The organism is Bacillus sp. AFS018417, from assembly GCF_002560985.1.
In the GTDB taxonomy this organism is placed as follows: Bacteria; Bacillota; Bacilli; order Bacillales; family Bacillaceae_G; genus Bacillus_A; species Bacillus_A rhizoplanae.
This window is the reverse complement of sequence record NZ_NTTM01000001.1, coordinates 1-20,217: the sequence shown is the minus strand read 5'-3', so window position 1 is coordinate 20,217 and position 20,217 is coordinate 1. Positions and strand designations below refer to the sequence as shown.

Here is a 20,217-nt window from a genome sequence, read left to right as displayed (position 1 = left end):
TGGACGTGAACAAAGGCTATTCAATGTCGTCTTCTAATCAACAAAATGTTACTGTAGAACATGATGTCGTAATGAGAGGAAGACGCATTCTCGATATTACAGGAGTCAAGCAAGTAGAAAGTTTTGATAGCGAAGAATTTTTATTAGAAACAGTTATGGGATTTTTAACAATACGTGGTCAAAATCTGCAAATGAAAAACCTTGATGTTGAAAAAGGACTTGTATCCATTAAAGGAAAAATATATGAGATGGCTTACATTGATGAGCATCAAGGGGAGAAAGCTAAAGGGTTCTTTAGCAAGTTGTTTAAATGAGCCTAACTATTCAACTATATACAATGCTTTCGATGATTGGAATGGGCGCTTCGCTTGGAGCAGCTTTAGATACGTATCATCGTTTTTTGAAACGCGGAGAGCGAAAGCGTTGGCTTGTATTTATTTATGATATTTTATTTTGGATTGTCCAAGCTCTTTTTGTATTCTATGTGCTATTGCTTGTAAATGAAGCAGAGTTACGTATGTACGTATTTCTAGCATTGCTTTGTGGGTTTGCTGCATATCAAAGTTTGTTAAAGTCATTGTACATGAAAGTGTTAAATTTTCTGATTCACATTTTTGTTCAAACATTTTATTTTTGTGTTCGTGTTTTCCAATTATTTATTGTTAAGCCAATTACAGTTTTGATTCATTTAATTATAGCGCTTGCTTTATTTTTATTTCGTCTTTTGGTTGGATTTGGAATGGGATTGTGGCGATTTATTATAGCAATATTACGTTTAATATGGAAAAGTATTCTTATTCCTGTTCGATTTGTTTTTTTTGTTATATGGAAACTTCTCCCTAACCGTGTTAAAATTTTTATAAAGAGACAAGCAGGACTTTTAAAATATGTCAAGAAAATGAAGAAGCATATATTCCTAATTTGGGAACGTATAAAAAAGAAGTTAGGGGGACCTCGGAAATGAGGGAACTAAGGCAAAGATATGTATCAGAACAGAATCCAATTTCTGCCAAAGAACATATAATACAATCGAACGACAGTAAGAAGCGCTTGTATCGTCGATTAGCTTTATTTTTTGTGTTTGCTTTTGTAATTATTGTAAGTGTCAGTGTGACGTTTTATAAACAAAATAGTGCGATTAATGCTAAAGAAGCAAAAGTAAAAGAGTTAAAAAAAGAAATGGATACGTTAACGACGAAAGAGAAAAAGCTGAAAGATGAAGTCCAAAAGTTACATGACGAGGACTATGTTTTAGAGATTGCTAGAAGAGATTATTACTTCTCAAAGCCTGAAGAGATAATTTTTCCTATTTCTAAGTAGTGGGTGTCGTATTGACACTATATTTTAAGATTATATATAATGAAATAAAATTTGACTTTTTAACCACTAAGGAGGAGCGTTTTTTTTATGTCAATCGAGGTAGGCAGCAAGTTACAGGGTAAAGTAACAGGTATTACGAATTTTGGGGCTTTTGTAGAGCTGCCAGAAGGCTTAACAGGTCTTGTTCATATTAGTGAAGTTGCTGATAATTATGTAAAAGATATTAATGATCACTTAAAAGTAGGTGATCAAGTAGAAGTAAAAGTTATTAACGTTGAGAAAGACGGTAAAATTGGTTTATCTATTAAAAAAGCGAAAGAACGTGAAAGAGCAGAAGGTGAACAACGCGATAATCAACGCGATAATCAACGTGATAATCAACGCGCTGGACGTCCTCAACGCAATCGCTCTTTTAACAGAGATAATCGTGGTGGCAGTGATAACCGAAACCAAAAAGAAACATTTGAGCAAAAGATGGCTCGCTTTTTAAAAGACAGTGAAGACCGTTTAACTTCTTTAAAGCGTAATACGGAGTCAAAACGTGGCGGCCGTGGCGCTCGTCGCGGATAAAACTTGCTGTTTATTTTAAAATAAAGAGAAGCACCCTTAGTGTTCACTCAGGGTGCTTTTTTATGGTGAAAACAGTGTGTAGAAAAAAGAATAAAAAAATATTTAAAATACGTTGACTTTAAATGCTATTTAAGATATCATACTAATTGTCCGTTAAATACGACATGGCGGTGTAGCTCAGCTGGCTAGAGCGTACGGTTCATACCCGTGAGGTCGGGGGTTCGATCCCCTCCGCCGCTATATTTTTTAACGGCCCGTTGGTCAAGTGGTTAAGACACCGCCCTTTCACGGCGGTAACACGGGTTCGAATCCCGTACGGGTCATAAATGAAAAAGATCATGCAAATATGCATGATCTTTTTTTGTGTTGAGAAATTGTGAATGTTATGCGTTTCTTCTACAAAAACAACTATTATTTTCTGAAAATTCAATCACCGAATAAGGTCTTTAAGTGTAAGCCTGTATATATATGGTGCTATTTTGTATAAAAAGTCGAACAATTATTGGACTACAAACTGTTATTTTGACAAAAATTCCGTAAAATTCCTTTTATAATTACAAGTAATAAAATATGCGGGTGGTGTTCAAAATATGCCAAGAGCAGGAAGGAATACTGTCAATTCGAATTCTAGTACGCTTGCTATAGGCCGTGGGCAAATGACAACTGTAAAGTGGATAAGCAAATTAAAAGTGAAACTGGAACAAATTTTCTTTCGGTGGGGATTTGTAGTTGCGTTAGTTGGTTTTCTTTTAGGACGAGCATATATTTTAACGAACATTTTACCTTTTGCTTTGCCGTTTTTCGCTGCTGTATATGTGATGAAACGCGATAAAATGGCTCTTGCATTCCTCGCAGTAATGGCTGGTGCATTTTCAGTTTCATTAGAAAATCTATTCTTTGCCTTTGCATCTATATTTACATTCTTCGTCTATAATATCTTCTTTAGTCGTTTTACAAATAAGACGATTGGGCTTGTACCGTTTCAAGTATTTATTTCTGCGTTAACGGCTCATCTCATCGTTGTCTATTTCGCGCAAGGCGCAATTGGTATGTATGATTTGCTGGTTAGTACAATTGAAGCAGGATTAAGCTTCGTACTAACGATGATTTTCTTGCAAAGTGTTCCACTTTTAATAGAACGAAAAGGAAAACAACAATCATTAGAAACTGAAGAAATTGTTTGTTTAATTATATTGCTGGCATCTGTACTAACAGGTACAACAGATTGGTTTATTTACGATTTATCAGTTCAGCATATTTTTACGAGATATTTAGTATTAGTGTTTGCCTTTGTAGCAGGAGCAGCAACAGGCTCTACAGTGGGTGTTGTAACAGGTTTAATTTTAAGCTTAGCGAATGTAGCAAGCTTATATCAATTGAGTTTATTGGCGTTTTCTGGGCTGTTAGGAGGGTTATTGAAAGAAGGAAGGCGAATAGGTGTAAGTTTAGGTTTGTTAATTGGCACAAGTTTAATTACGTTATACGTAGATAAACAAGCAAGTATTGTGACGACTTTGTTAGAATCGGGTGTAGCGATTGCTTTATTTTTATTGATGCCTAAATTCATCATTGAACGTCTTTCTAAATATATGCCGGGAACACAGGAGCATTCTAATGACCAACAGCAATATTTGCGAAGAATGCGTGATGTAACGGCAAACAAAATTAATCAGTTTGCAAATGTGTTTGAAGCGTTATCTAATAGTTTTTCTGTATACGGATATGTAGAAGATGAGGATAAGGATACGGAGACGGATTTATTTTTAAGTACAATTACTGCCAAGACATGCCAAACATGCTTTAAGAAGGATCAATGTTGGGTTGTGAATTTTGATAAAACATACGATTATATGAGGCAACTTATGGATGAAACAGAGGAAGGTACATTGCAGAATAATCGTAAACTGCTTCGTGATTTTGAAAAATATTGTGTGAGAGGAACAAAAGTAGCAGGTTTAATAGAAGGTGAATTAGGGCATTTTTATGAAGGACAAAAGTTAAGGAAACAAATGCGAGATAATCGTAGAATTGTTGCGGAACAACTTATGGGTGTTTCGAAAGTAATGGCGGATTTTTCTAAAGAGATTCAAAAGGAAAGGGAGAATCATCAAGCACAAGAGGAACAAATTTTACAAGCATTTCGTGACTTTGGAGTAGAGGTTGAACACGTTGATATTTATTGTTTAGATCGAGGGAGCGTTGATATTGAAATGATGATCCCTGCTGCATGTAATCAGCATGGGGAGTGCGAAAAACTTGTTGCTCCAATGTTGTCTGATATTTTACGAGAAACAGTTGTTGTGAAACATGAAGAACAATCGGCATATCCGAATGGTTACAGTACAGTGTCGTTTGGTTCAGCGAAAACATTTTCTGTAGATACAGGGCTTGCTACAGCGGCTAAAGGAGGAGGGTTTGTATCTGGTGATTCCTATGCCATGATGGAATTAAGTGTAGGGAAATATGCGCTTGCTATTAGTGATGGAATGGGAAATGGAAAGCGTGCGCATATGGAAAGTAAAGAAACGGTTAAGTTACTGCAAAAGATATTGCAATCAGGTATTGATGAGGAAATTGCAATTAAATCGATTAATTCTATTCTTTCATTGCGAACGACAGAAGAAATGTTTACAACGTTAGACTTAGCGATGATTGATTTACGTGATGCAAATGCTAAATTTTTAAAGATTGGTTCTACTCCAAGTTTTATAAAACGTGGCAATCAGGTATTTAAAATAGAAGCAAGTAATTTACCGATGGGAATTATTGAAGATTTTGAAGTAGATGTTGTCGGTGAACAATTGAAATCCGGTGATATTTTAGTAATGATGAGTGATGGGATTTTTGAAGGTGCAAAACATGTAGAGAATCATGAAGTGTGGATGAAGCGGAAGATTAAAGAATTGGAAACGGAAGATCCACAAGAGATTGCTGATATTATTATGGAAGATGTAATTCGCACTGACAATGGATATATTAATGATGATATGACAATTGTGGTAGCGAAGATAAAAAAGAATATGCCGAAATGGGCGACAATTCCTATTGTTAGTAAACAAGCACAATAAAGTGAAACTTCTATTAATGAGGGTTTTATCCTCGTTGATAGTTAGTTGAACCAATCGGGCGAATGCCAGCAGTGATCTCCTGCCTATCTTCCTTAATCTTGAGGTGGGGGTCTCACTGTTTGTTGGAGCAGGGCTCAGGAATATACCTGAGGCCTGTTTGTTATATATTCGTATGTTTAATTTTACTTATTTCCGAGTCTAAAGAAAAAATTTATATGTAAGATAAATTGTGAAATTTATACATCTTTGTTTTGCAGAAAGTCTGTAAAAGTTGTACCATTATATCAAGGTATGCTATCGTTCTAGCTCAATGAAAGGTGATTGCAGCATTGAAAGATGAATTTGTTAAAAAGGTAGATGCTTTTGTAGAAAGGCATGATTTGTTAGAGGCACATTCTACTGTTGTTGTAGGTGTATCAGGAGGGCCAGATTCTTTAGCGCTTTTCTTCTATTTGTTGGAGAAGCGTGAAGAGAAGCAGTTGCAAATTGTAGTCGCTCACGTTGATCATATGTTTCGCGGCGAGGAATCACAGGAAGATTTACAATTTGTGAAACAGTTGTGTGACAATCTTAATGTTACCTGTGAAACAACACAAATTGATGTGACGCGATATCAAAAACAAAATCGAATGAGTGCACAAGTTGCGGCAAGAGAATGTCGATATGCATTTTTGGAAAGAATAATGAGAAAGTATAATGCACAGTATTTAGCTCTTGGTCATCATGGTGATGATCAGGTTGAGACAATTTTAATGCGTCTTGTACGTGGAAGTACTCCGCAAGGTTATGCTGGAATTCTTGCAAAGCGCGCTTTCAATAAAGGCTTTTTGATTCGGCCTTTGCTGGCAGTAACGAAAGAAGAAATTCTTGATTATTGCAACAGAAAAGATGTTGAACCTCGCATTGACCCTAGTAATACAAAGGAAACGTATACACGGAATCGATTGCGAAAGCACGTTCTTCCTCATTTAAAGCAGGAGAATCCAAATGTTCATGAGCGTTTTCAAGCTTTTAGTACGTCCATGCAAGAGGATGAAGCATATTTGCAGGAATTAGCTTTTGAAAAAATGAATAAAGTAATTAAGGAAAAAGACGCAAAAAGAATGGTCTTATCAATTCCTGCATTTGAATCTATGCCTATACCTTTACAAAGGAGAGGGATTCAACTAATATTAAACTATCTTTATGAATATAAGATTCCATCTTCACTTTCTTCTGTACATATTGGCAAGGTGATTGAGTTTTTCAAACGAACCCATCCTTCTGGTATGCTTCATTTTCCTGGCGGATTGGAGATTGTTCGTACATATGAAGAATGTAGTTTCCGATTTAGAGAAGAAAAAGTTACTTTTTCTCCTTGTATGTTACAAGTGCCGGGAAAGGTAACATTAGTAAATGGTGATGAGCTCGAAGTGGAGATCAGCAATTGTGTGCCTATTATGATGAATGATATGACGTTTATTGCAAAACATAATGAAATAGCATATCCACTTATGGTTCGTTCGAGAGAAAACGGAGATCGAATGTCGATACAAGGTATGAATGGCACGAAGAAGATAAAGTCCATTTTTATCGAGGCGAAAGTACCGAAGGAAAAAAGAGCAGACTGGCCAATTATTTGTGATGCCAGCGGAAATATTATTTGGGTTCCATTGTTGAAACGATCTGCATTTGCTATTTCGCAAGAAACAGTAGATAAGGATACATATATTATTATTCATTACAAAAGCAAGGAGTCTTCCAGGAGGATAGTCAAATGATGAATCAAGATATTGAAAAAGTATTAATTTCTGAAGAGCAAATACAAGACAAGGTAAGGGAATTAGGTGCAATTCTTGCAGAGGATTATAAAAATACAGTACCTCTTGCAATCGGTGTATTAAAAGGTGCAATGCCATTTATGGCAGATTTATTAAAGCGAACAGATACATATCTTGAAATGGATTTTATGGCTGTATCTAGCTACGGTCATTCTACTGTTTCAACTGGTGAAGTGAAAATTTTAAAAGATCTAGATACTTCTGTAGAAGGACGCGACATTTTAATCGTAGAAGATATTATCGACAGCGGTCTTACATTAAGCTACTTAGTAGATTTGTTTAAATATCGTAAAGCAAAATCTGTGAAGATTGTAACATTATTGGATAAGCCGTCTGGTCGAAAAGTTGATCTTCAAGCAGATTATGTTGGATTTACTGTTCCACATGAATTTGTTGTGGGATATGGATTAGACTATAAGGAACAATATCGTAACCTTCCTTATGTTGGTGTATTAAAACCGAGCGTATATTCAAATTAATAATATAAGCATTACAATTGGATAGGAAAGTTTTTCTATGGTACTATTTACTATTATAGTTTGTATGCTGTGAGAGGAGGTTAGGGATGAATCGGATCTTCCGTAATACCATCTTTTATTTACTAATATTTTTAGTGGTAATTGGTATTGTAAGTTACTTTAATGGTTCAACACAAAAAACGAAACCAATTAGCTACGATAAATTCATTACCAAACTTGAAAAGGGTGAAGTTCGTAATGTGCAACTTCAACCGAAAAATGGTGTATTTGAAGTAAAAGGACAATTCAGTACAGATAGTCAAGAACAACAATTTATAACTTATGCACCTAACACTGAAGAATTACAAAAGAAAATTAATGACAAAGCACCAGGTACAGAAGTGAAATATCAACCAGCAGAAGAAACAAGTGCTTGGGTAACGTTCTTCACTTCCATCATTCCTTTTGTAATTATCTTCATCCTATTCTTCTTCCTACTTAACCAAGCGCAAGGCGGCGGTAGCCGTGTTATGAACTTTGGTAAAAGTAAGGCGAAGTTATACAATGATGATAAGAAAAAAGTCCGTTTTAGAGATGTAGCTGGAGCGGATGAAGAGAAGCAAGAGCTTGTTGAGGTTGTAGAGTTCTTAAAAGACCCTCGTAAGTTTGCGGAGGTTGGTGCTCGTATTCCAAAGGGTGTTTTATTAGTTGGACCTCCAGGGACAGGTAAAACATTGCTTGCACGTGCTGTTGCAGGTGAAGCTGGCGTTCCATTCTTCTCTATTAGTGGTTCTGATTTCGTAGAGATGTTCGTCGGTGTCGGTGCTTCTCGTGTACGTGACTTATTTGAAAATGCAAAGAAAAACGCACCTTGTATCATTTTCATTGATGAAATTGATGCGGTAGGTCGTCAACGTGGGGCAGGTCTTGGTGGCGGTCACGATGAGCGTGAGCAAACATTAAACCAATTGCTTGTAGAGATGGATGGTTTTGGAGCAAATGAAGGTATTATTATCATTGCTGCAACAAACCGACCTGATATTCTTGACCCAGCGTTATTACGTCCAGGACGCTTTGACCGTCAAATTACGGTAGATCGTCCAGATGTAAACGGTCGTGAAGCGGTGCTTAAAGTACATGCCCGCAACAAACCGCTTGATGAAAATATTAACCTACGTGCTATAGCAACGCGTACACCAGGTTTCTCTGGTGCTGATCTTGAAAACTTATTAAATGAAGCAGCTCTTGTAGCAGCACGACAAGATAAGAAGAAGATCGATATGAGTGACATTGATGAAGCAACTGACCGCGTTATTGCAGGTCCAGCTAAGAAAAGTCGTGTTATCTCTGAGAAAGAACGAAATATCGTTGCATTCCATGAAGCAGGGCATACTGTAATTGGTGTAGTACTTGACGAAGCAGATATCGTTCATAAAGTAACAATTGTGCCACGTGGTCAAGCTGGTGGATATGCAGTAATGCTTCCGAAAGAAGATCGTTACTTCATGACAAAACCAGAATTACTTGATAAAATTACTGGTCTACTTGGTGGACGAGTGGCTGAGGAAATTGTATTTGGAGAAGTAAGTACAGGCGCTCATAATGACTTCCAACGTGCGACAGGAATAGCTAGACGCATGGTAACAGAGTTCGGTATGAGTGATAAGCTTGGACCGATGCAATTTGGTAGCTCACAGGGTGGTCAAGTATTCTTAGGAAGAGACTTCCATTCTGAACAAAACTACAGTGATGCAATTGCGCATGACATTGATACGGAAATGCAAAGCATTATGAAAGAGTGTTATGCTCGTGCAAAACAACTTCTTACTGAAAACCGTGATAAGCTTGATATTATCGCAAAAACGTTACTTGAAGTGGAAACGTTAGATGCAGAGCAAATCAACCATTTATGTGAACATGGTACATTACCGGAGCGTAAAACATCTTCTGAAAGTGATGTAAAGGTAAACATCACAATGAAAAAAGAAGATGAAGCGTCAGGGGATAAAGAAGAACCGAAGGAGTGACAATTGTCACTCCTTTTTTTCTTTGCGATGTAACTGGACTTAAATATTGAAAAAGGGAAATGGATTTTTGTAAAATGGTGAGGATGGGAAAGCTGAACATGTGTATAAATATGGTATGATGAGGTTATAAAGTGAAACTTCTATCAATGGAAGGTTCTTCATGTCTGGCTGATGGTTAGTGGAACTAATCGGGCTCTTACGGGCAGTTCCCCCATCTATCCTCTTAGCTTTCTTTAAATTTTGAGGTGTGGATCTTACTGCCTGAAAGTAGAAGGATAAGTTCTGTACATATTGCGCAAATATACATTAAATAAGATAAGTGGTGAGAATATGATTTTTGTATTGGATGTAGGGAATACAAATGCAGTACTTGGTGTGTTTGAAAATGGTAAGCTTCTTCAACATTGGCGTATGGAAACAGATCGTCATAAAACGGAAGATGAATATGGGATGCTCGTGAAACAATTACTTGAACACGAAGGAATTACTTTTCATGATATAAAAGGAATTATTATTTCTTCTGTTGTACCGCCTATTATGTTTGCTTTAGAGCGTATGTGTGAGAAGTATTTTAAAATTAAGCCTCTTGTGGTGGGGCCTGGTATTAAAACAGGTTTAAATATTAAGTATGAAAATCCGCGCGAAGTAGGGGCTGACCGCATTGTAAATGCGGTAGCTGGTATTCAAATGTATGGAAGCCCGCTTATTATAGTCGATTTTGGAACGGCGACAACATATTGTTATATTGACGAACATAAACAGTATATGGGTGGTGTCATTACACCAGGTATTATGATTTCAGCTGAAGCTTTATATAATAGGGCAGCGAAACTTCCGCGTATTGAAATTACAAGACCAAGTAGCATCATTGGAAAGAATACAGTAAGTGCAATGCAAGCCGGTATCTTATATGGTTATGTTGGACAAGTAGAAGGTATTGTAAAGCGAATGAAAGAGGAAGCTAAACAAGAACCGACTGTTATCGCGACAGGTGGATTAGCAAAATTGATTGCAGAGGAATCGAATGTTATTGATATTGTCGATCCATTTTTAACGCTTAAAGGTCTATATATGTTATATGAGCGTAATGCCAATTTACAGCACGAGAAAGGTGAATAAATGCGAATGAAAGATTATTTAGTAAAGGCGCTAGCGTTTAATGGAGAAGTTCGTGCTTATAGTGTGCACACAACAAATACGGTGAGTGAAGCGCAAAGACGTCACGATACATGGAGAACTGCTTCTGCGGCACTCGGTCGTTCTTTAACGGCAGGTACAATGATGGGTGCAATGCTTAAAGGTGATCAGAAACTTACAATTAAAGTAGAAGGCAATGGTCCTCTTGGTCCGATTTTAGTAGACGCACATGCAAATGGGGATGTACGTGGTTATGTAACGAATCCGCATGTTGATTTTGAAGCGACAGAGCAAGGGAAACTACGTGTATACCAAGCTGTAGGAACAGAAGGTTTTTTAACAGTTATTAAAGATATTGGTATGCGTGAACCATTTATTGGTCAAGTTCCGCTTGTTTCTGGTGAATTAGGAGAAGATTTCACATACTATTTCGCTGCTTCTGAACAAACGCCTTCTTCTGTTGGTGTTGGAGTTCTTGTTAATGGTGATGATAGTATTTTAGCTGCGGGTGGATTTATTTTACAAATCATGCCTGATGCGCAAGAAGAGACAATTTCAATTCTTGAAGAGCGCCTACAAAAAATTCCGCCTGTTTCTAAGCTTGTTGAACAAGGTCTAACTCCAGAAGAGTTGCTATATGAGTTATTAGGGAAAGATAATGTGAAGATTTTAGAGACGATGGATGTACAATTTAACTGTACATGTTCTCGTGAGCGTATTGAAGGCGTATTAATGAGTTTAGGGAAAACAGAATTAATGCAAGTGCGTGATGAGGAAGAAGAGACAGAAGTACATTGTCATTTTTGTAACGAACGATACAAGTTCTCTAAAGAAGACATAACAAACTTAATAGAAAGTTTGTAAGGAAGAAAAGGTTATTTATCTATTTCGAATCATCTGAATAGGTTGACAAATAACCTTTTCTTTGACAATATGTATATAAATCCAATAAAAATACTTGGTGTTGGGAGTGACGGAGATGCGAGTGGCACAATCAGTTTCAGATTTAATCGGAAAAACGCCAATTGTTAAATTGAACCGCATCGTAGAAGAAGGTAGTGCAGAGATTTATTTAAAACTAGAGTTCATGAATCCTGGAAGCAGTGTAAAAGATCGAATTGCATTAGCGATGATTGAAGATGCTGAGAAAAAAGGGCTATTAAAAGAAGGCGATACAATTATTGAACCGACAAGTGGAAACACTGGGATTGGTTTAGCGATGGTAGCGGCGGCCAAAGGATATAAGGCGATTCTGGTTATGCCGGAAACGATGAGTGTTGAACGTCGTAATTTATTGCGTGCTTATGGAGCAGAATTAGTGTTAACGCCAGGATCGGAAGGAATGGGCGGTGCAATTCGCAAGGCAACAGAGTTATCAAAAGAACATGGCTACTTTATACCGCAACAGTTTCAAAACGATGCAAATCCAGAAATTCATCGTTTAACTACAGGTCCGGAAATTGTTGAACAAATGGGTGATCAATTAGATGCATTCATTTCAGGAGTTGGTACAGGCGGAACGATTACGGGTGCTGGTGAAGTGTTAAAAGAGAAGTATAAAGATATCAAAATTTATGCAGTAGAGCCTGCTGATTCTCCGGTACTATCAGGTGGAAAACCGGGTCCTCATAAAATTCAAGGTATCGGTGCTGGATTTGTTCCTGGAACGTTAGATACAGATGTGTATGATGAAGTGATTCAGGTAAAAACAGAACAAGCATTTGAATATGCAAGAAGAGTAGCTCGCGAAGAAGGTATTTTAGTAGGTATCTCTTCTGGAGCGGCTATTTATGCAGCGACAGAAGTTGCAAAAAAACTTGGAAAAGGAAAGAAAGTACTTGTTATCATTCCAAGTAATGGTGAGCGTTACTTAAGTACACCACTTTATCAATTTGAATCATAAGCTTAATGTATGAAAAGCATTCCTCGAAAAAGGGATGCTTTTCTTTTTTCGTTTGAAAATAGGAAAAGAGTGAATGACTAGAAAACTTCATGTAAAATAAGTATTAGTTAAACTAAATGGGCTTTTACGGACAGTTATCCCCCGCCTATCTTCTTCGCTTGTCTCTGAATCTTGAGGTGGGGGTCTTACTGCCTGTTAATGCGGGATAAAATAAAACGAGGTGTTTATATGCAGCGACGAAAATCTTTAGCTATTTCAGTTCCGTATCGGTTAGACTTTTTTAAACAATATAAATTTCTTTCACAAAATAAACCTCATCATATCATTTTAGAAAGTGGTCGTGGAGGGCGTTATAGTATTGCTGGATTTGATCCTGTAGCAATCGTTCGTGGGAAAGATGACACATTATATATATGGGAAAGTGGAGAGGAAACAATAGAAAAGGGGAATCCATTGCACCTTATGCAAAGATATATGGAACAATGGAAAACGGAACATAATGATGCGTATCCGCCATTTCAAGGTGGCGCGATTGGTTATTTTAGTTATGATTGCATCCGCTATATTGAGAAAATTCCTTCTCTTGCAAAAGATGATGTGAATGTACCAGATATATTTTTCTTATTGTTTGATGATGTGTTTGTTTATGATCAGAAAGAACAAATGCTATGGATTATTACTCATTATACAAATGATAAGAAACAAGCTGAACAACATTTGAATGAATTAAAAGGGCTTTGGTTACAAGAAGTGCCAGAAGTGACGATGTCGTTTACTCGTCCTGAAACAAATAAAGAAGCAGTTTCATTTACAGAAAAAGAGTTTATGGAAGCTGTTCAAAGAATTCAAGAGTATATTGGAGCGGGAGATGTGTTTCAAGTGAACTTGTCTACAAGACAAGAAAAAACATTGCAAACGCATCCGCTAGAAGTTTATACGAAGCTTCGTGAAATTAATCCATCACCATACATGGGGTATTTAGAACTTGGAGATTTCCAAATTGTAAGTGCTTCACCAGAATTGTTGATTAAAAAGCAAGGGAATGAAATGAGTACGCGTCCAATTGCGGGTACGCGCTCTCGTGGGAAAGATGAGCAAGAAGATCAAGAACTTGCAAAAGAGTTAATTGAAAATGAAAAAGAGCGTGCAGAACACGTTATGCTTGTTGATTTAGAGCGAAATGATTTAGGGCGTGTTTGTGAGTATGGAACGGTAGAAGTAGATGAATTCATGGTGATTGAGAAATATTCCCATGTTATGCACATCGTTTCAAATGTACGCGGAGAATTACAGCAAGGAAAAGATGCTTTTGATGGTGTAAAGGCTGTATTTCCAGGTGGGACGATTACCGGGGCGCCGAAAATTCGTACGATGGAAATTATTGAAGAGTTAGAACCAGTTCGCCGTGGTATTTATACAGGTTCGATTGGGTGGATTGGTTATTCGGGGGATATGGAATTAAACATTGTTATTCGCACATTACTTGCAAAAGATGGACAAGCGTATGTACAAGCAGGTGCGGGAATTGTTATTGATTCTAATCCGAAAAATGAGTATAAAGAGTCGTTAAAGAAAGCAATAGCTTTATGGAGTGCGAAAGAAAGTAGCGAAGAAACGGTTAGGTGAGCGAAATGATATTAATGATTGATAATTATGATTCCTTTACGTTTAATTTAGTACAATTTCTTGGAGAGTTAGGACAAGAACTTATCGTCAAGCGTAATGATGAAATTACAATTGAAGATATTGAACAAATGCAGCCCGATTTCTTAATGATTTCTCCGGGGCCGTGCAGCCCGAATGAAGCCGGGGTGAGTATGGATGTGATTCGACATTTCGCAGGAGAAATCCCGATTTTTGGTGTTTGTTTAGGGCATCAATCGATTGCTCAAGTATTTGGGGGAGATGTTGTTCGTGCCGATCGTTTAATGCATGGGAAAACGTCCTTGATGCATCACAATGAGAAAACGATTTTTACTGATATTCCAAATCCGTTTACAGCGACGCGTTACCATTCTCTAATTGTCAAAAAAGAAACATTACCAGAGTGCTTGGAAGTAACGTCTTGGACAGAGGAAGGAGAAATTATGGCACTTCGTCATAAAACATTACCAATTGAAGGTGTGCAGTTCCATCCGGAATCCATTATGACTTCCCATGGTAAGGAATTGCTGCAAAATTTCATTCGTCATTATAGCCGGAGTGCTTCTACATGCTAATTTATGTGAATGGTTCATTTGTAGAGGCGAGTGAAGCTAAAATATCTCCGTATGATCACGGATATTTATATGGTCTTGGTGTGTTTGAGACGTTTCGTATTTACAACGGACATCCGTTCTTATTAGATGATCATTATGAGCGGCTTATTACCGCTCTTTCGTCGCTGCATATTGCATGGGAAATGACAAAAGATGATGTGAAAAGCATTTTAAAAGAGTTAATGGTAAGGAATCATTTGCAAAATGCGTATGTTCGTTTGAATGTGTCTGCTGGTGTTGGTGAAATCGGTTTGCAGACGGAGATTTACGAAGAGCCTTCTATTATTATTTTTATAAAGCCTTTACAAGCTCCTGGAGATGTAATTGAAAAAGAAGGAGTGGTTTTAAGGCAAACCCGTAATACGCCAGAGGGAGAGTTTCGTTTAAAGTCACATCATTATTTAAATAATATTTTAGGAAAACGTGAGATTGGGAATACAACTACGAAAGAAGGAATTTTTCTTACGAAAGAAGGGTATGTTGCGGAAGGGATTGTTTCGAACATTTTTTTCGTGAAAAATGGCATATTGCATACACCGTCATTACAGACTGGAATTTTAAATGGGATTACTCGTGCTTTTATATTGGTAGCCGCTGAAATGTTAGGGCTTGAGGTGAGAGAAGGGTTATTTTTAAAAGAAGAGCTGTTTGCGGCTGATGAGGTGTTTGTTACGAATTCCATTCAGGAAATTGTGCCGCTTTGTTGCATCGGAGAAGTGCATTTTCCAGGTAAAGAAGGATTTGTTACAAATCAGCTTATACGTGTATATGAAACATGCCGTGAAAAGCTATGGAGTCGAAATGAATTGTTAAGAGGAGAGGGCTAATATGCAATGGAGTTATGAGATACAGTGTGGTGAATATGCCTTGAATTTAAATGAAAAGACATTCATTATGGGGATTTTGAATGTTACGCCTGACTCTTTCTCTGATGGTGGTAATTACAATGAGGTGGAAGCAGCTGTCCGTCATGCAAAAGAGATGGTAATTGACGGAGCGCATATTATTGATATTGGCGGAGAGTCTACTCGTCCTGGTTTTGCTAAAGTGTCAGAGGAAGAAGAATTGCGACGTGTTTTACCAATGATTCGAGCTGTATCGGAAGCGGTAGATATACCTATATCTATTGATACGTACAAAGCGGAGGTTGCAAAACAAGCTATTGAAGCCGGAGCGCATATTATTAATGATATTTGGGGTGCGAAAGCGGAACCGGAAATTGCAAAAGTAGCAGCACATTACGACGTGCCAATTATTCTGATGCATAATCGTGATAATACAAACTACCGAAATCTCATGGCGGATATGATTGCTGATCTGTATGAAAGTATTACAATTGCGAAACATGCAGGTGTGCGCGATGAGAATATTATTTTAGATCCGGGTATTGGGTTTGCGAAAACGTTTGAGCAAAATTTAGAAGTAATGCGAAATCTAGAACAGTTGAAAGTTTTGGGGTATCCGCTCCTTCTCGCAACTTCTCGAAAATCGTTTATTGGCCATGCGTTAGATTTGCCTGTAGAAGAACGCTTAGAAGGGACTGGTGCGACGGTTTGTCTTGGCATTCAAAAAGGTTGTGAAATCGTACGCGTGCATGATGTGAAAGAGATGTCCCGCATGGCGAATATGATGGATGCTATGTTAAGGGGGTAAAAGATTTGGATAAAATTTTTGTTCATGATATGGAGTTCTACGGTTATCATGGTGTATTTCCTGAAGAAAATAAGTTAGGGCAGCGATTTAAGGTGGATTTAACTGTAGAGTTAGATTTAAAGCGAGCGGGAACAACTGATAACTTAGAGCACTCTGTAAATTATGGAGAATTATACGAGTTATGTAGAAGTGTTGTAGAAGAGAAAACATATAAGCTTTTGGAAAGTATCGCGGAAAATATTGCAAGGGATATATTAGGGCGGTACGATTGCATTATGAATTGTATTGTAAAAGTTATTAAACCAGATCCGCCAATTCCGGGACATTACCGTGCGGTGGCGGTTGAGATTGAGAGAGGGCGCTCATGAATAATGTAGTTTATATTGCTTTGGGTTCGAATATGGATGATCGCTATACGTATTTATCACAAGCGATAGAGTTGTTGCGTAAGCATCCGGCTATTGAGGTTGAGGATGTATCATCTGTTTATGAAACGGATCCAGTTGGATATACAGATCAAGAGCAATTTTTAAACTTAGTTATAAAAGTTTCTACCAATTTATTTCCTCAAGAATTATTGATGATGACACAAAAAGTGGAGAATGAGCTAGGGAGAAAAAGGAAAATTAAATGGGGGCCTCGTACCATTGACCTTGACATTTTGCTCTATAATCACGAAAATATTGAAGCAGAGAATCTTATTGTTCCGCATCCGCGGATGTTTGAAAGAGCTTTTGTTATCGTTCCGTTGATGGAAATTAATCAAGAAATTAACCGAAACATTTCACGTTCACAAGTAGAAGAAATGAAAAGGCGAGAGGGAGTAACGGTATGGAAGCAGAGAAATGGGGAAGACGCATTCGCGCTTTTCGCAAATTAAAAGGCTATACACAAGAAGGGTTTGCGAAAGAATTAGGGGTATCTGTATCTGTTTTAGGTGAAGTGGAGAGAGGGAATCGAGTTCCGTCTCACGATTTTGTTATAGAAGTTGCGAAGACATTAAAAGTTTCAATAGAAGAATTAATGCCGAAGTAGGAATAACGAAGGAAGGTAATCGAGTGTTAAAGATTGCAAACATTGAAATGAAAAATCCGGTTGTGCTAGCGCCAATGGCAGGAGTATGTAACTCTGCATTCCGTTTAACGGTAAAAGAATTTGGTGCAGGATTAGTATGTGCGGAAATGGTAAGTGATAAGGCGATTTTATTTAACAATAAAAAAACGCTAGACATGTTATATATTGATGAGAGAGAGAAGCCATTAAGTCTGCAAATTTTTGGTGGGGAAAAAGAAACGCTTGTAGAAGCGGCAAAATATGTAGATAAAAATACAACAGCAGACATTATTGATATTAATATGGGATGTCCAGTACCGAAAATCACAAAATGTGATGCAGGTGCAAAGTGGTTGCTTGATCCGAACAAGGTGTACGAAATGGTAGCCGCGGTGGTAGATGCGGTCGAGAAGCCAGTTACAGTAAAAATGCGTATCGGTTGGGACGAAGACCACATTTTTGCAATTGAAAATGCTCAGGCAGTTGAACGTGCGGGAGGTCAGGCGGTTGCAGTTCACGGACGTACCCGTGTTCAAATGTATGAAGGGAAAGCAGACTGGAATATCATTAAGCAAGTAAAACAAGCTGTCAATATTCCGGTTATCGGAAATGGTGATGTAGAAACGCCGCAAGATGCAAAGCGCATGTTAGATGAAGTTGGCGTAGATGGTGTAATGATTGGCCGTGCAGCGCTTGGTAATCCGTGGATGATTTACCGTACAGTAAAATATTTAGAAACTGGTGAATTAATGCCGGAGCCATCTGTGCGTGAAAAGATTGATGTATGTATGTTGCATTTAGAGCGTCTTATTGATCTAAAGAATGAAGACATTGCAGTTCGAGAAATGCGCAAACATGCTGCATGGTATTTAAAGAGTGTTCGCGGTAATGCAAGAGTGCGTAATGAAATTAATAGTTGTAATACACGTGCAGATCTTGCTTCTTTATTGACAACATTTGTAGAAGAGGTAGAAGCGGAACAAAAATCTATTCAAGTTGGATAATAGAAGGAAATAGAAGGGGTGTTTGACATTCCTGTTCTTACTACCTATAATTACGTCTAAGAAATAAGAACTGCCAGCGCGTTGCTGGCAGTTTTTCTAGTTGGATAGAAAATGCTATACTATATATATTGTAAAATTTAATAGAGCTGGAGTGATATCAATACCATGGATAACATGAACCACGAAGAATTAAATGATCAATTGCTCGTTCGTCGCGAGAAGCTACATAACTTACGAGAACAAGGAATGGACCCATTTGGTAAACGTTTTGAACGTACACATTCAACAAAAGAATTATTCAGCTTGTACGGAGAACTTTCTAAAGAAGAATTAGAAGAGAAAGAAATTCCTGTTTCTATAGCTGGTCGTATTATGACAAAACGCGGTAAAGGAAAAGCTGGTTTTGCACATATTCAAGATTTACATGGACAAGTTCAAATTTACGTTCGTAAAGATGTGGTTGGTGATGAGCAGTACGAACTATTTAATGCGGCAGATTTAGGTGACTTAGTAGGGATTGAAGGTAAAGTATTTAAGACAAAAGTTGGAGAACTTTCAATTAAAGTGACTAGCTTTACATTATTAACAAAATCTCTTCGTCCGCTTCCTGACAAATATCATGGCCTAAAAGATGTTGAACAGCGCTATCGTCAACGTTATTTAGATTTAATTACGAGTATGGAAAGTCGCGAAACGTTTGTAACTCGCAGTAAAATTATTCGTGAGATGAGAAGATATTTAGATAACAATGGTTATCTTGAAGTAGAAACACCGATGTTGCATGCTATTGCAGGCGGAGCATCTGCGCGTCCGTTTATTACACATCACAATGCGTTAGATATGGAATTCTATATGCGTATTGCAATTGAGCTGCATTTAAAACGTCTAATTGTGGGTGGATTAGAGAAAGTGTACGAAATTGGGCGTGTATTCCGTAACGAAGGTGTATCAACTCGTCATAATCCAGAATTTACAATGATTGAATTATATGAAGCATATGCGGATTATAAGGATATCATGAAATTAACAGAAAACATGGTTGCTCATATTGCGAAAGAAGTTTTAGGTACAACGACAGTTCAATATGGTGAATATGAAATTAATTTAGAGCCAGAGTGGACAAGACTACACATGGTAGATGCAATCAAACAATATTCTGGAGCAGATTTCTGGAGCCCAATGAGCGTAGAAGAAGCTCGTGCATTAGCGAAAGAGCATGGTATAGAAATTAAGGATACAATGGAAGTTGGTCATATTATTAATGAGTTCTTCGAGCAAAAAGTAGAAGAACATTTAATTCAACCTACATTTATTTATGGTCATCCAGTGGAGATTTCTCCTCTTGCGAAAAAGAATGAAGAAGATCCGCGCTTTACAGATCGTTTCGAGTTATTTATTGTCGCTCGTGAACATGCGAATGCATTTACAGAATTAAATGATCCAATTGATCAAAAAGAACGCTTCGAAGCGCAGTTAAAAGAGCGTGAACAAGGTAATGATGAAGCGCACATGATGGATGATGATTATATTGAAGCGCTTGAGTATGGTATGCCTCCTACAGGTGGGTTAGGGATCGGTATTGATCGTCTTGTTATGTTATTAACAAATTCACCTTCTATTCGTGATGTATTACTATTCCCGGCAATGAGACATAAACAAGACTAAGCTTTGGAGTTTTCTCCAAAGCTTTTCTTTTTATTGTATTTTTATGTTATTTTATAAGGTGAAAAATTTTATTAAAAAAACTATTGCAATTTAATTTGTGAACTGATATATTTATATTCGTTGTCACGAACGGCAACGAGGAAAACAACTTCGAAAGAAAAAAGTTGTTGACAGAAAAGAAACGAAATGTTATATTGTTAAAGTCGCTTCGAGCGGCAGATAAGTTCTTTGAAAACTGAGCGAAACAAACAACGTGAAACGTCAATTTTTATTTATGATGC

General features: G+C 37.4%; 20 protein-coding genes and 2 tRNA genes. All 22 read left to right on the top strand.

The window, feature by feature from the left end:
• The first annotated feature begins 5 nt into the window (after positions 1 to 5).
• Entirely contained in the window at positions 6 to 314 is a 309-nt protein-coding gene (gene yabP, locus CN326_RS00110) for a sporulation protein YabP (protein WP_098304970.1), read from the top strand.
• Positions 311 to 964: a spore cortex biosynthesis protein YabQ gene (yabQ, locus tag CN326_RS00105; protein ID WP_098304968.1), complete on the top strand. Its 654-nt coding sequence runs from the start codon at positions 311 to 313 to the stop codon at positions 962 to 964. The genes yabP and yabQ overlap by 4 nt, the downstream gene beginning before the upstream one ends.
• The gene (divIC, locus tag CN326_RS00100; protein WP_098304966.1) at positions 961 to 1,320 is read left to right on the top strand and encodes a cell division protein DivIC; all 360 of its coding nucleotides are present in this window, start codon (positions 961 to 963) and stop codon (positions 1,318 to 1,320) included. The genes yabQ and divIC overlap by 4 nt, the downstream gene beginning before the upstream one ends.
• 87 nt (positions 1,321 to 1,407) lie before the next feature.
• Entirely contained in the window at positions 1,408 to 1,890 is a 483-nt protein-coding gene (locus tag CN326_RS00095; protein ID WP_098304964.1) for a S1 domain-containing RNA-binding protein, read from the top strand.
• Positions 1,891 to 2,056: 166 nt separating this feature from the next.
• Positions 2,057 to 2,130: transfer RNA gene (locus CN326_RS00090), tRNA-Met, on the top strand.
• 11 nt (positions 2,131 to 2,141) lie between these two features.
• Positions 2,142 to 2,213 (top strand) — tRNA-Glu (locus CN326_RS00085).
• Positions 2,214 to 2,480: 267 nt separating this feature from the next.
• Entirely contained in the window at positions 2,481 to 4,958 is a 2,478-nt protein-coding gene (gene spoIIE, locus CN326_RS00080; RefSeq protein ID WP_141524937.1) for a stage II sporulation protein E, read from the top strand.
• A 329-nt stretch (positions 4,959 to 5,287) separates the two neighbouring features.
• Positions 5,288 to 6,718, top strand: a complete 1,431-nt coding sequence (gene tilS, locus CN326_RS00075; protein ID WP_141524936.1) for a tRNA lysidine(34) synthetase TilS — start codon at positions 5,288 to 5,290, stop codon at positions 6,716 to 6,718.
• Positions 6,715 to 7,257 carry a hypoxanthine phosphoribosyltransferase gene (gene hpt, locus CN326_RS00070; protein ID WP_098304960.1) on the top strand — a complete coding sequence of 181 codons (543 nt, stop codon included), beginning with the start codon at positions 6,715 to 6,717 and terminating at the stop codon, positions 7,255 to 7,257. The genes tilS and hpt overlap by 4 nt, the downstream gene beginning before the upstream one ends.
• A gap of 86 nt (positions 7,258 to 7,343) precedes the next feature.
• Positions 7,344 to 9,263, top strand: coding sequence for an ATP-dependent zinc metalloprotease FtsH (gene ftsH / locus CN326_RS00065; RefSeq protein WP_098304958.1), 1,920 nt, complete (start codon positions 7,344 to 7,346; stop codon positions 9,261 to 9,263).
• Between the two features lie 330 nt (positions 9,264 to 9,593).
• The gene (locus CN326_RS00060) at positions 9,594 to 10,382 is read left to right on the top strand and encodes a type III pantothenate kinase (protein WP_098304956.1); all 789 of its coding nucleotides are present in this window, start codon (positions 9,594 to 9,596) and stop codon (positions 10,380 to 10,382) included.
• Positions 10,383 to 10,388: 6 nt separating this feature from the next.
• Positions 10,389 to 11,264: an Hsp33 family molecular chaperone HslO gene (hslO, locus tag CN326_RS00055; protein ID WP_098305032.1), complete on the top strand. Its 876-nt coding sequence runs from the start codon at positions 10,389 to 10,391 to the stop codon at positions 11,262 to 11,264.
• Between the two features lie 115 nt (positions 11,265 to 11,379).
• Entirely contained in the window at positions 11,380 to 12,303 is a 924-nt protein-coding gene (gene cysK / locus CN326_RS00050) for a cysteine synthase A (RefSeq protein WP_098304954.1), read from the top strand.
• A 228-nt stretch (positions 12,304 to 12,531) separates the two neighbouring features.
• Complete coding sequence (trpE, locus tag CN326_RS00045; protein ID WP_098305030.1) at positions 12,532 to 13,929, top strand: anthranilate synthase component I; 1,398 nt, start codon at positions 12,532 to 12,534, stop codon at positions 13,927 to 13,929.
• Between the two features lie 5 nt (positions 13,930 to 13,934).
• Complete coding sequence (gene pabA / locus CN326_RS00040) at positions 13,935 to 14,522, top strand: aminodeoxychorismate/anthranilate synthase component II (RefSeq protein WP_098304952.1); 588 nt, start codon at positions 13,935 to 13,937, stop codon at positions 14,520 to 14,522.
• Positions 14,516 to 15,388, top strand: a complete 873-nt coding sequence (gene pabC / locus CN326_RS00035; protein ID WP_098304950.1) for an aminodeoxychorismate lyase — start codon at positions 14,516 to 14,518, stop codon at positions 15,386 to 15,388. Before pabA ends, pabC begins: the two co-directional genes overlap by 7 nt.
• Position 15,389: 1 nt before the next feature.
• A complete protein-coding gene (folP, locus tag CN326_RS00030) occupies positions 15,390 to 16,214 on the top strand; it encodes a dihydropteroate synthase (RefSeq protein WP_098304948.1) in 825 nt (274 codons plus the stop codon).
• 5 nt (positions 16,215 to 16,219) lie between these two features.
• Positions 16,220 to 16,582: a dihydroneopterin aldolase gene (gene folB / locus CN326_RS00025; RefSeq protein WP_098304946.1), complete on the top strand. Its 363-nt coding sequence runs from the start codon at positions 16,220 to 16,222 to the stop codon at positions 16,580 to 16,582.
• Positions 16,579 to 17,094 carry a 2-amino-4-hydroxy-6-hydroxymethyldihydropteridine diphosphokinase gene (gene folK, locus CN326_RS00020; RefSeq protein ID WP_098304944.1) on the top strand — a complete coding sequence of 172 codons (516 nt, stop codon included), beginning with the start codon at positions 16,579 to 16,581 and terminating at the stop codon, positions 17,092 to 17,094. Before folB ends, folK begins: the two co-directional genes overlap by 4 nt.
• Positions 17,046 to 17,249 (top strand): helix-turn-helix domain-containing protein, encoded by a 204-nt coding sequence (locus CN326_RS00015; protein WP_098304942.1) that lies wholly within the window; start codon positions 17,046 to 17,048, stop codon positions 17,247 to 17,249. The genes folK and CN326_RS00015 overlap by 49 nt, the downstream gene beginning before the upstream one ends.
• Positions 17,250 to 17,272: 23 nt before the next feature.
• Positions 17,273 to 18,271 (top strand): tRNA dihydrouridine synthase DusB, encoded by a 999-nt coding sequence (dusB, locus tag CN326_RS00010; protein ID WP_098304940.1) that lies wholly within the window; start codon positions 17,273 to 17,275, stop codon positions 18,269 to 18,271.
• 165 nt (positions 18,272 to 18,436) lie between these two features.
• Entirely contained in the window at positions 18,437 to 19,936 is a 1,500-nt protein-coding gene (gene lysS / locus CN326_RS00005) for a lysine--tRNA ligase (protein WP_098304938.1), read from the top strand.
• Positions 19,937 to 20,217 lie beyond the last annotated feature (281 nt).

What these genes read in the sequence shown, in the direction of transcription:
- yabQ (WP_098304968.1), top strand. Translation starts at nt 311, where the DNA reads ATGAGCCTAACTATTCAACTATATACAATGCTTTCGATGATTGGAATG.
- divIC (WP_098304966.1), top strand. Translation starts at nt 961, where the DNA reads ATGAGGGAACTAAGGCAAAGATATGTATCAGAACAGAATCCAATTTCT.
- CN326_RS00095 (WP_098304964.1), top strand. Translation starts at nt 1,408, where the DNA reads ATGTCAATCGAGGTAGGCAGCAAGTTACAGGGTAAAGTAACAGGTATT.
- spoIIE (WP_141524937.1), top strand. Translation starts at nt 2,481, where the DNA reads ATGCCAAGAGCAGGAAGGAATACTGTCAATTCGAATTCTAGTACGCTT.
- hpt (WP_098304960.1), top strand. Translation starts at nt 6,715, where the DNA reads ATGATGAATCAAGATATTGAAAAAGTATTAATTTCTGAAGAGCAAATA.
- ftsH (WP_098304958.1), top strand. Translation starts at nt 7,344, where the DNA reads ATGAATCGGATCTTCCGTAATACCATCTTTTATTTACTAATATTTTTA.
- CN326_RS00060 (WP_098304956.1), top strand. Translation starts at nt 9,594, where the DNA reads ATGATTTTTGTATTGGATGTAGGGAATACAAATGCAGTACTTGGTGTG.
- hslO (WP_098305032.1), top strand. Translation starts at nt 10,389, where the DNA reads ATGAAAGATTATTTAGTAAAGGCGCTAGCGTTTAATGGAGAAGTTCGT.
- cysK (WP_098304954.1), top strand. Translation starts at nt 11,380, where the DNA reads ATGCGAGTGGCACAATCAGTTTCAGATTTAATCGGAAAAACGCCAATT.
- trpE (WP_098305030.1), top strand. Translation starts at nt 12,532, where the DNA reads ATGCAGCGACGAAAATCTTTAGCTATTTCAGTTCCGTATCGGTTAGAC.
- pabA (WP_098304952.1), top strand. Translation starts at nt 13,935, where the DNA reads ATGATATTAATGATTGATAATTATGATTCCTTTACGTTTAATTTAGTA.
- pabC (WP_098304950.1), top strand. Translation starts at nt 14,516, where the DNA reads ATGCTAATTTATGTGAATGGTTCATTTGTAGAGGCGAGTGAAGCTAAA.
- folP (WP_098304948.1), top strand. Translation starts at nt 15,390, where the DNA reads ATGCAATGGAGTTATGAGATACAGTGTGGTGAATATGCCTTGAATTTA.
- folK (WP_098304944.1), top strand. Translation starts at nt 16,579, where the DNA reads ATGAATAATGTAGTTTATATTGCTTTGGGTTCGAATATGGATGATCGC.
- CN326_RS00015 (WP_098304942.1), top strand. Translation starts at nt 17,046, where the DNA reads ATGGAAGCAGAGAAATGGGGAAGACGCATTCGCGCTTTTCGCAAATTA.
- lysS (WP_098304938.1), top strand. Translation starts at nt 18,437, where the DNA reads ATGGATAACATGAACCACGAAGAATTAAATGATCAATTGCTCGTTCGT.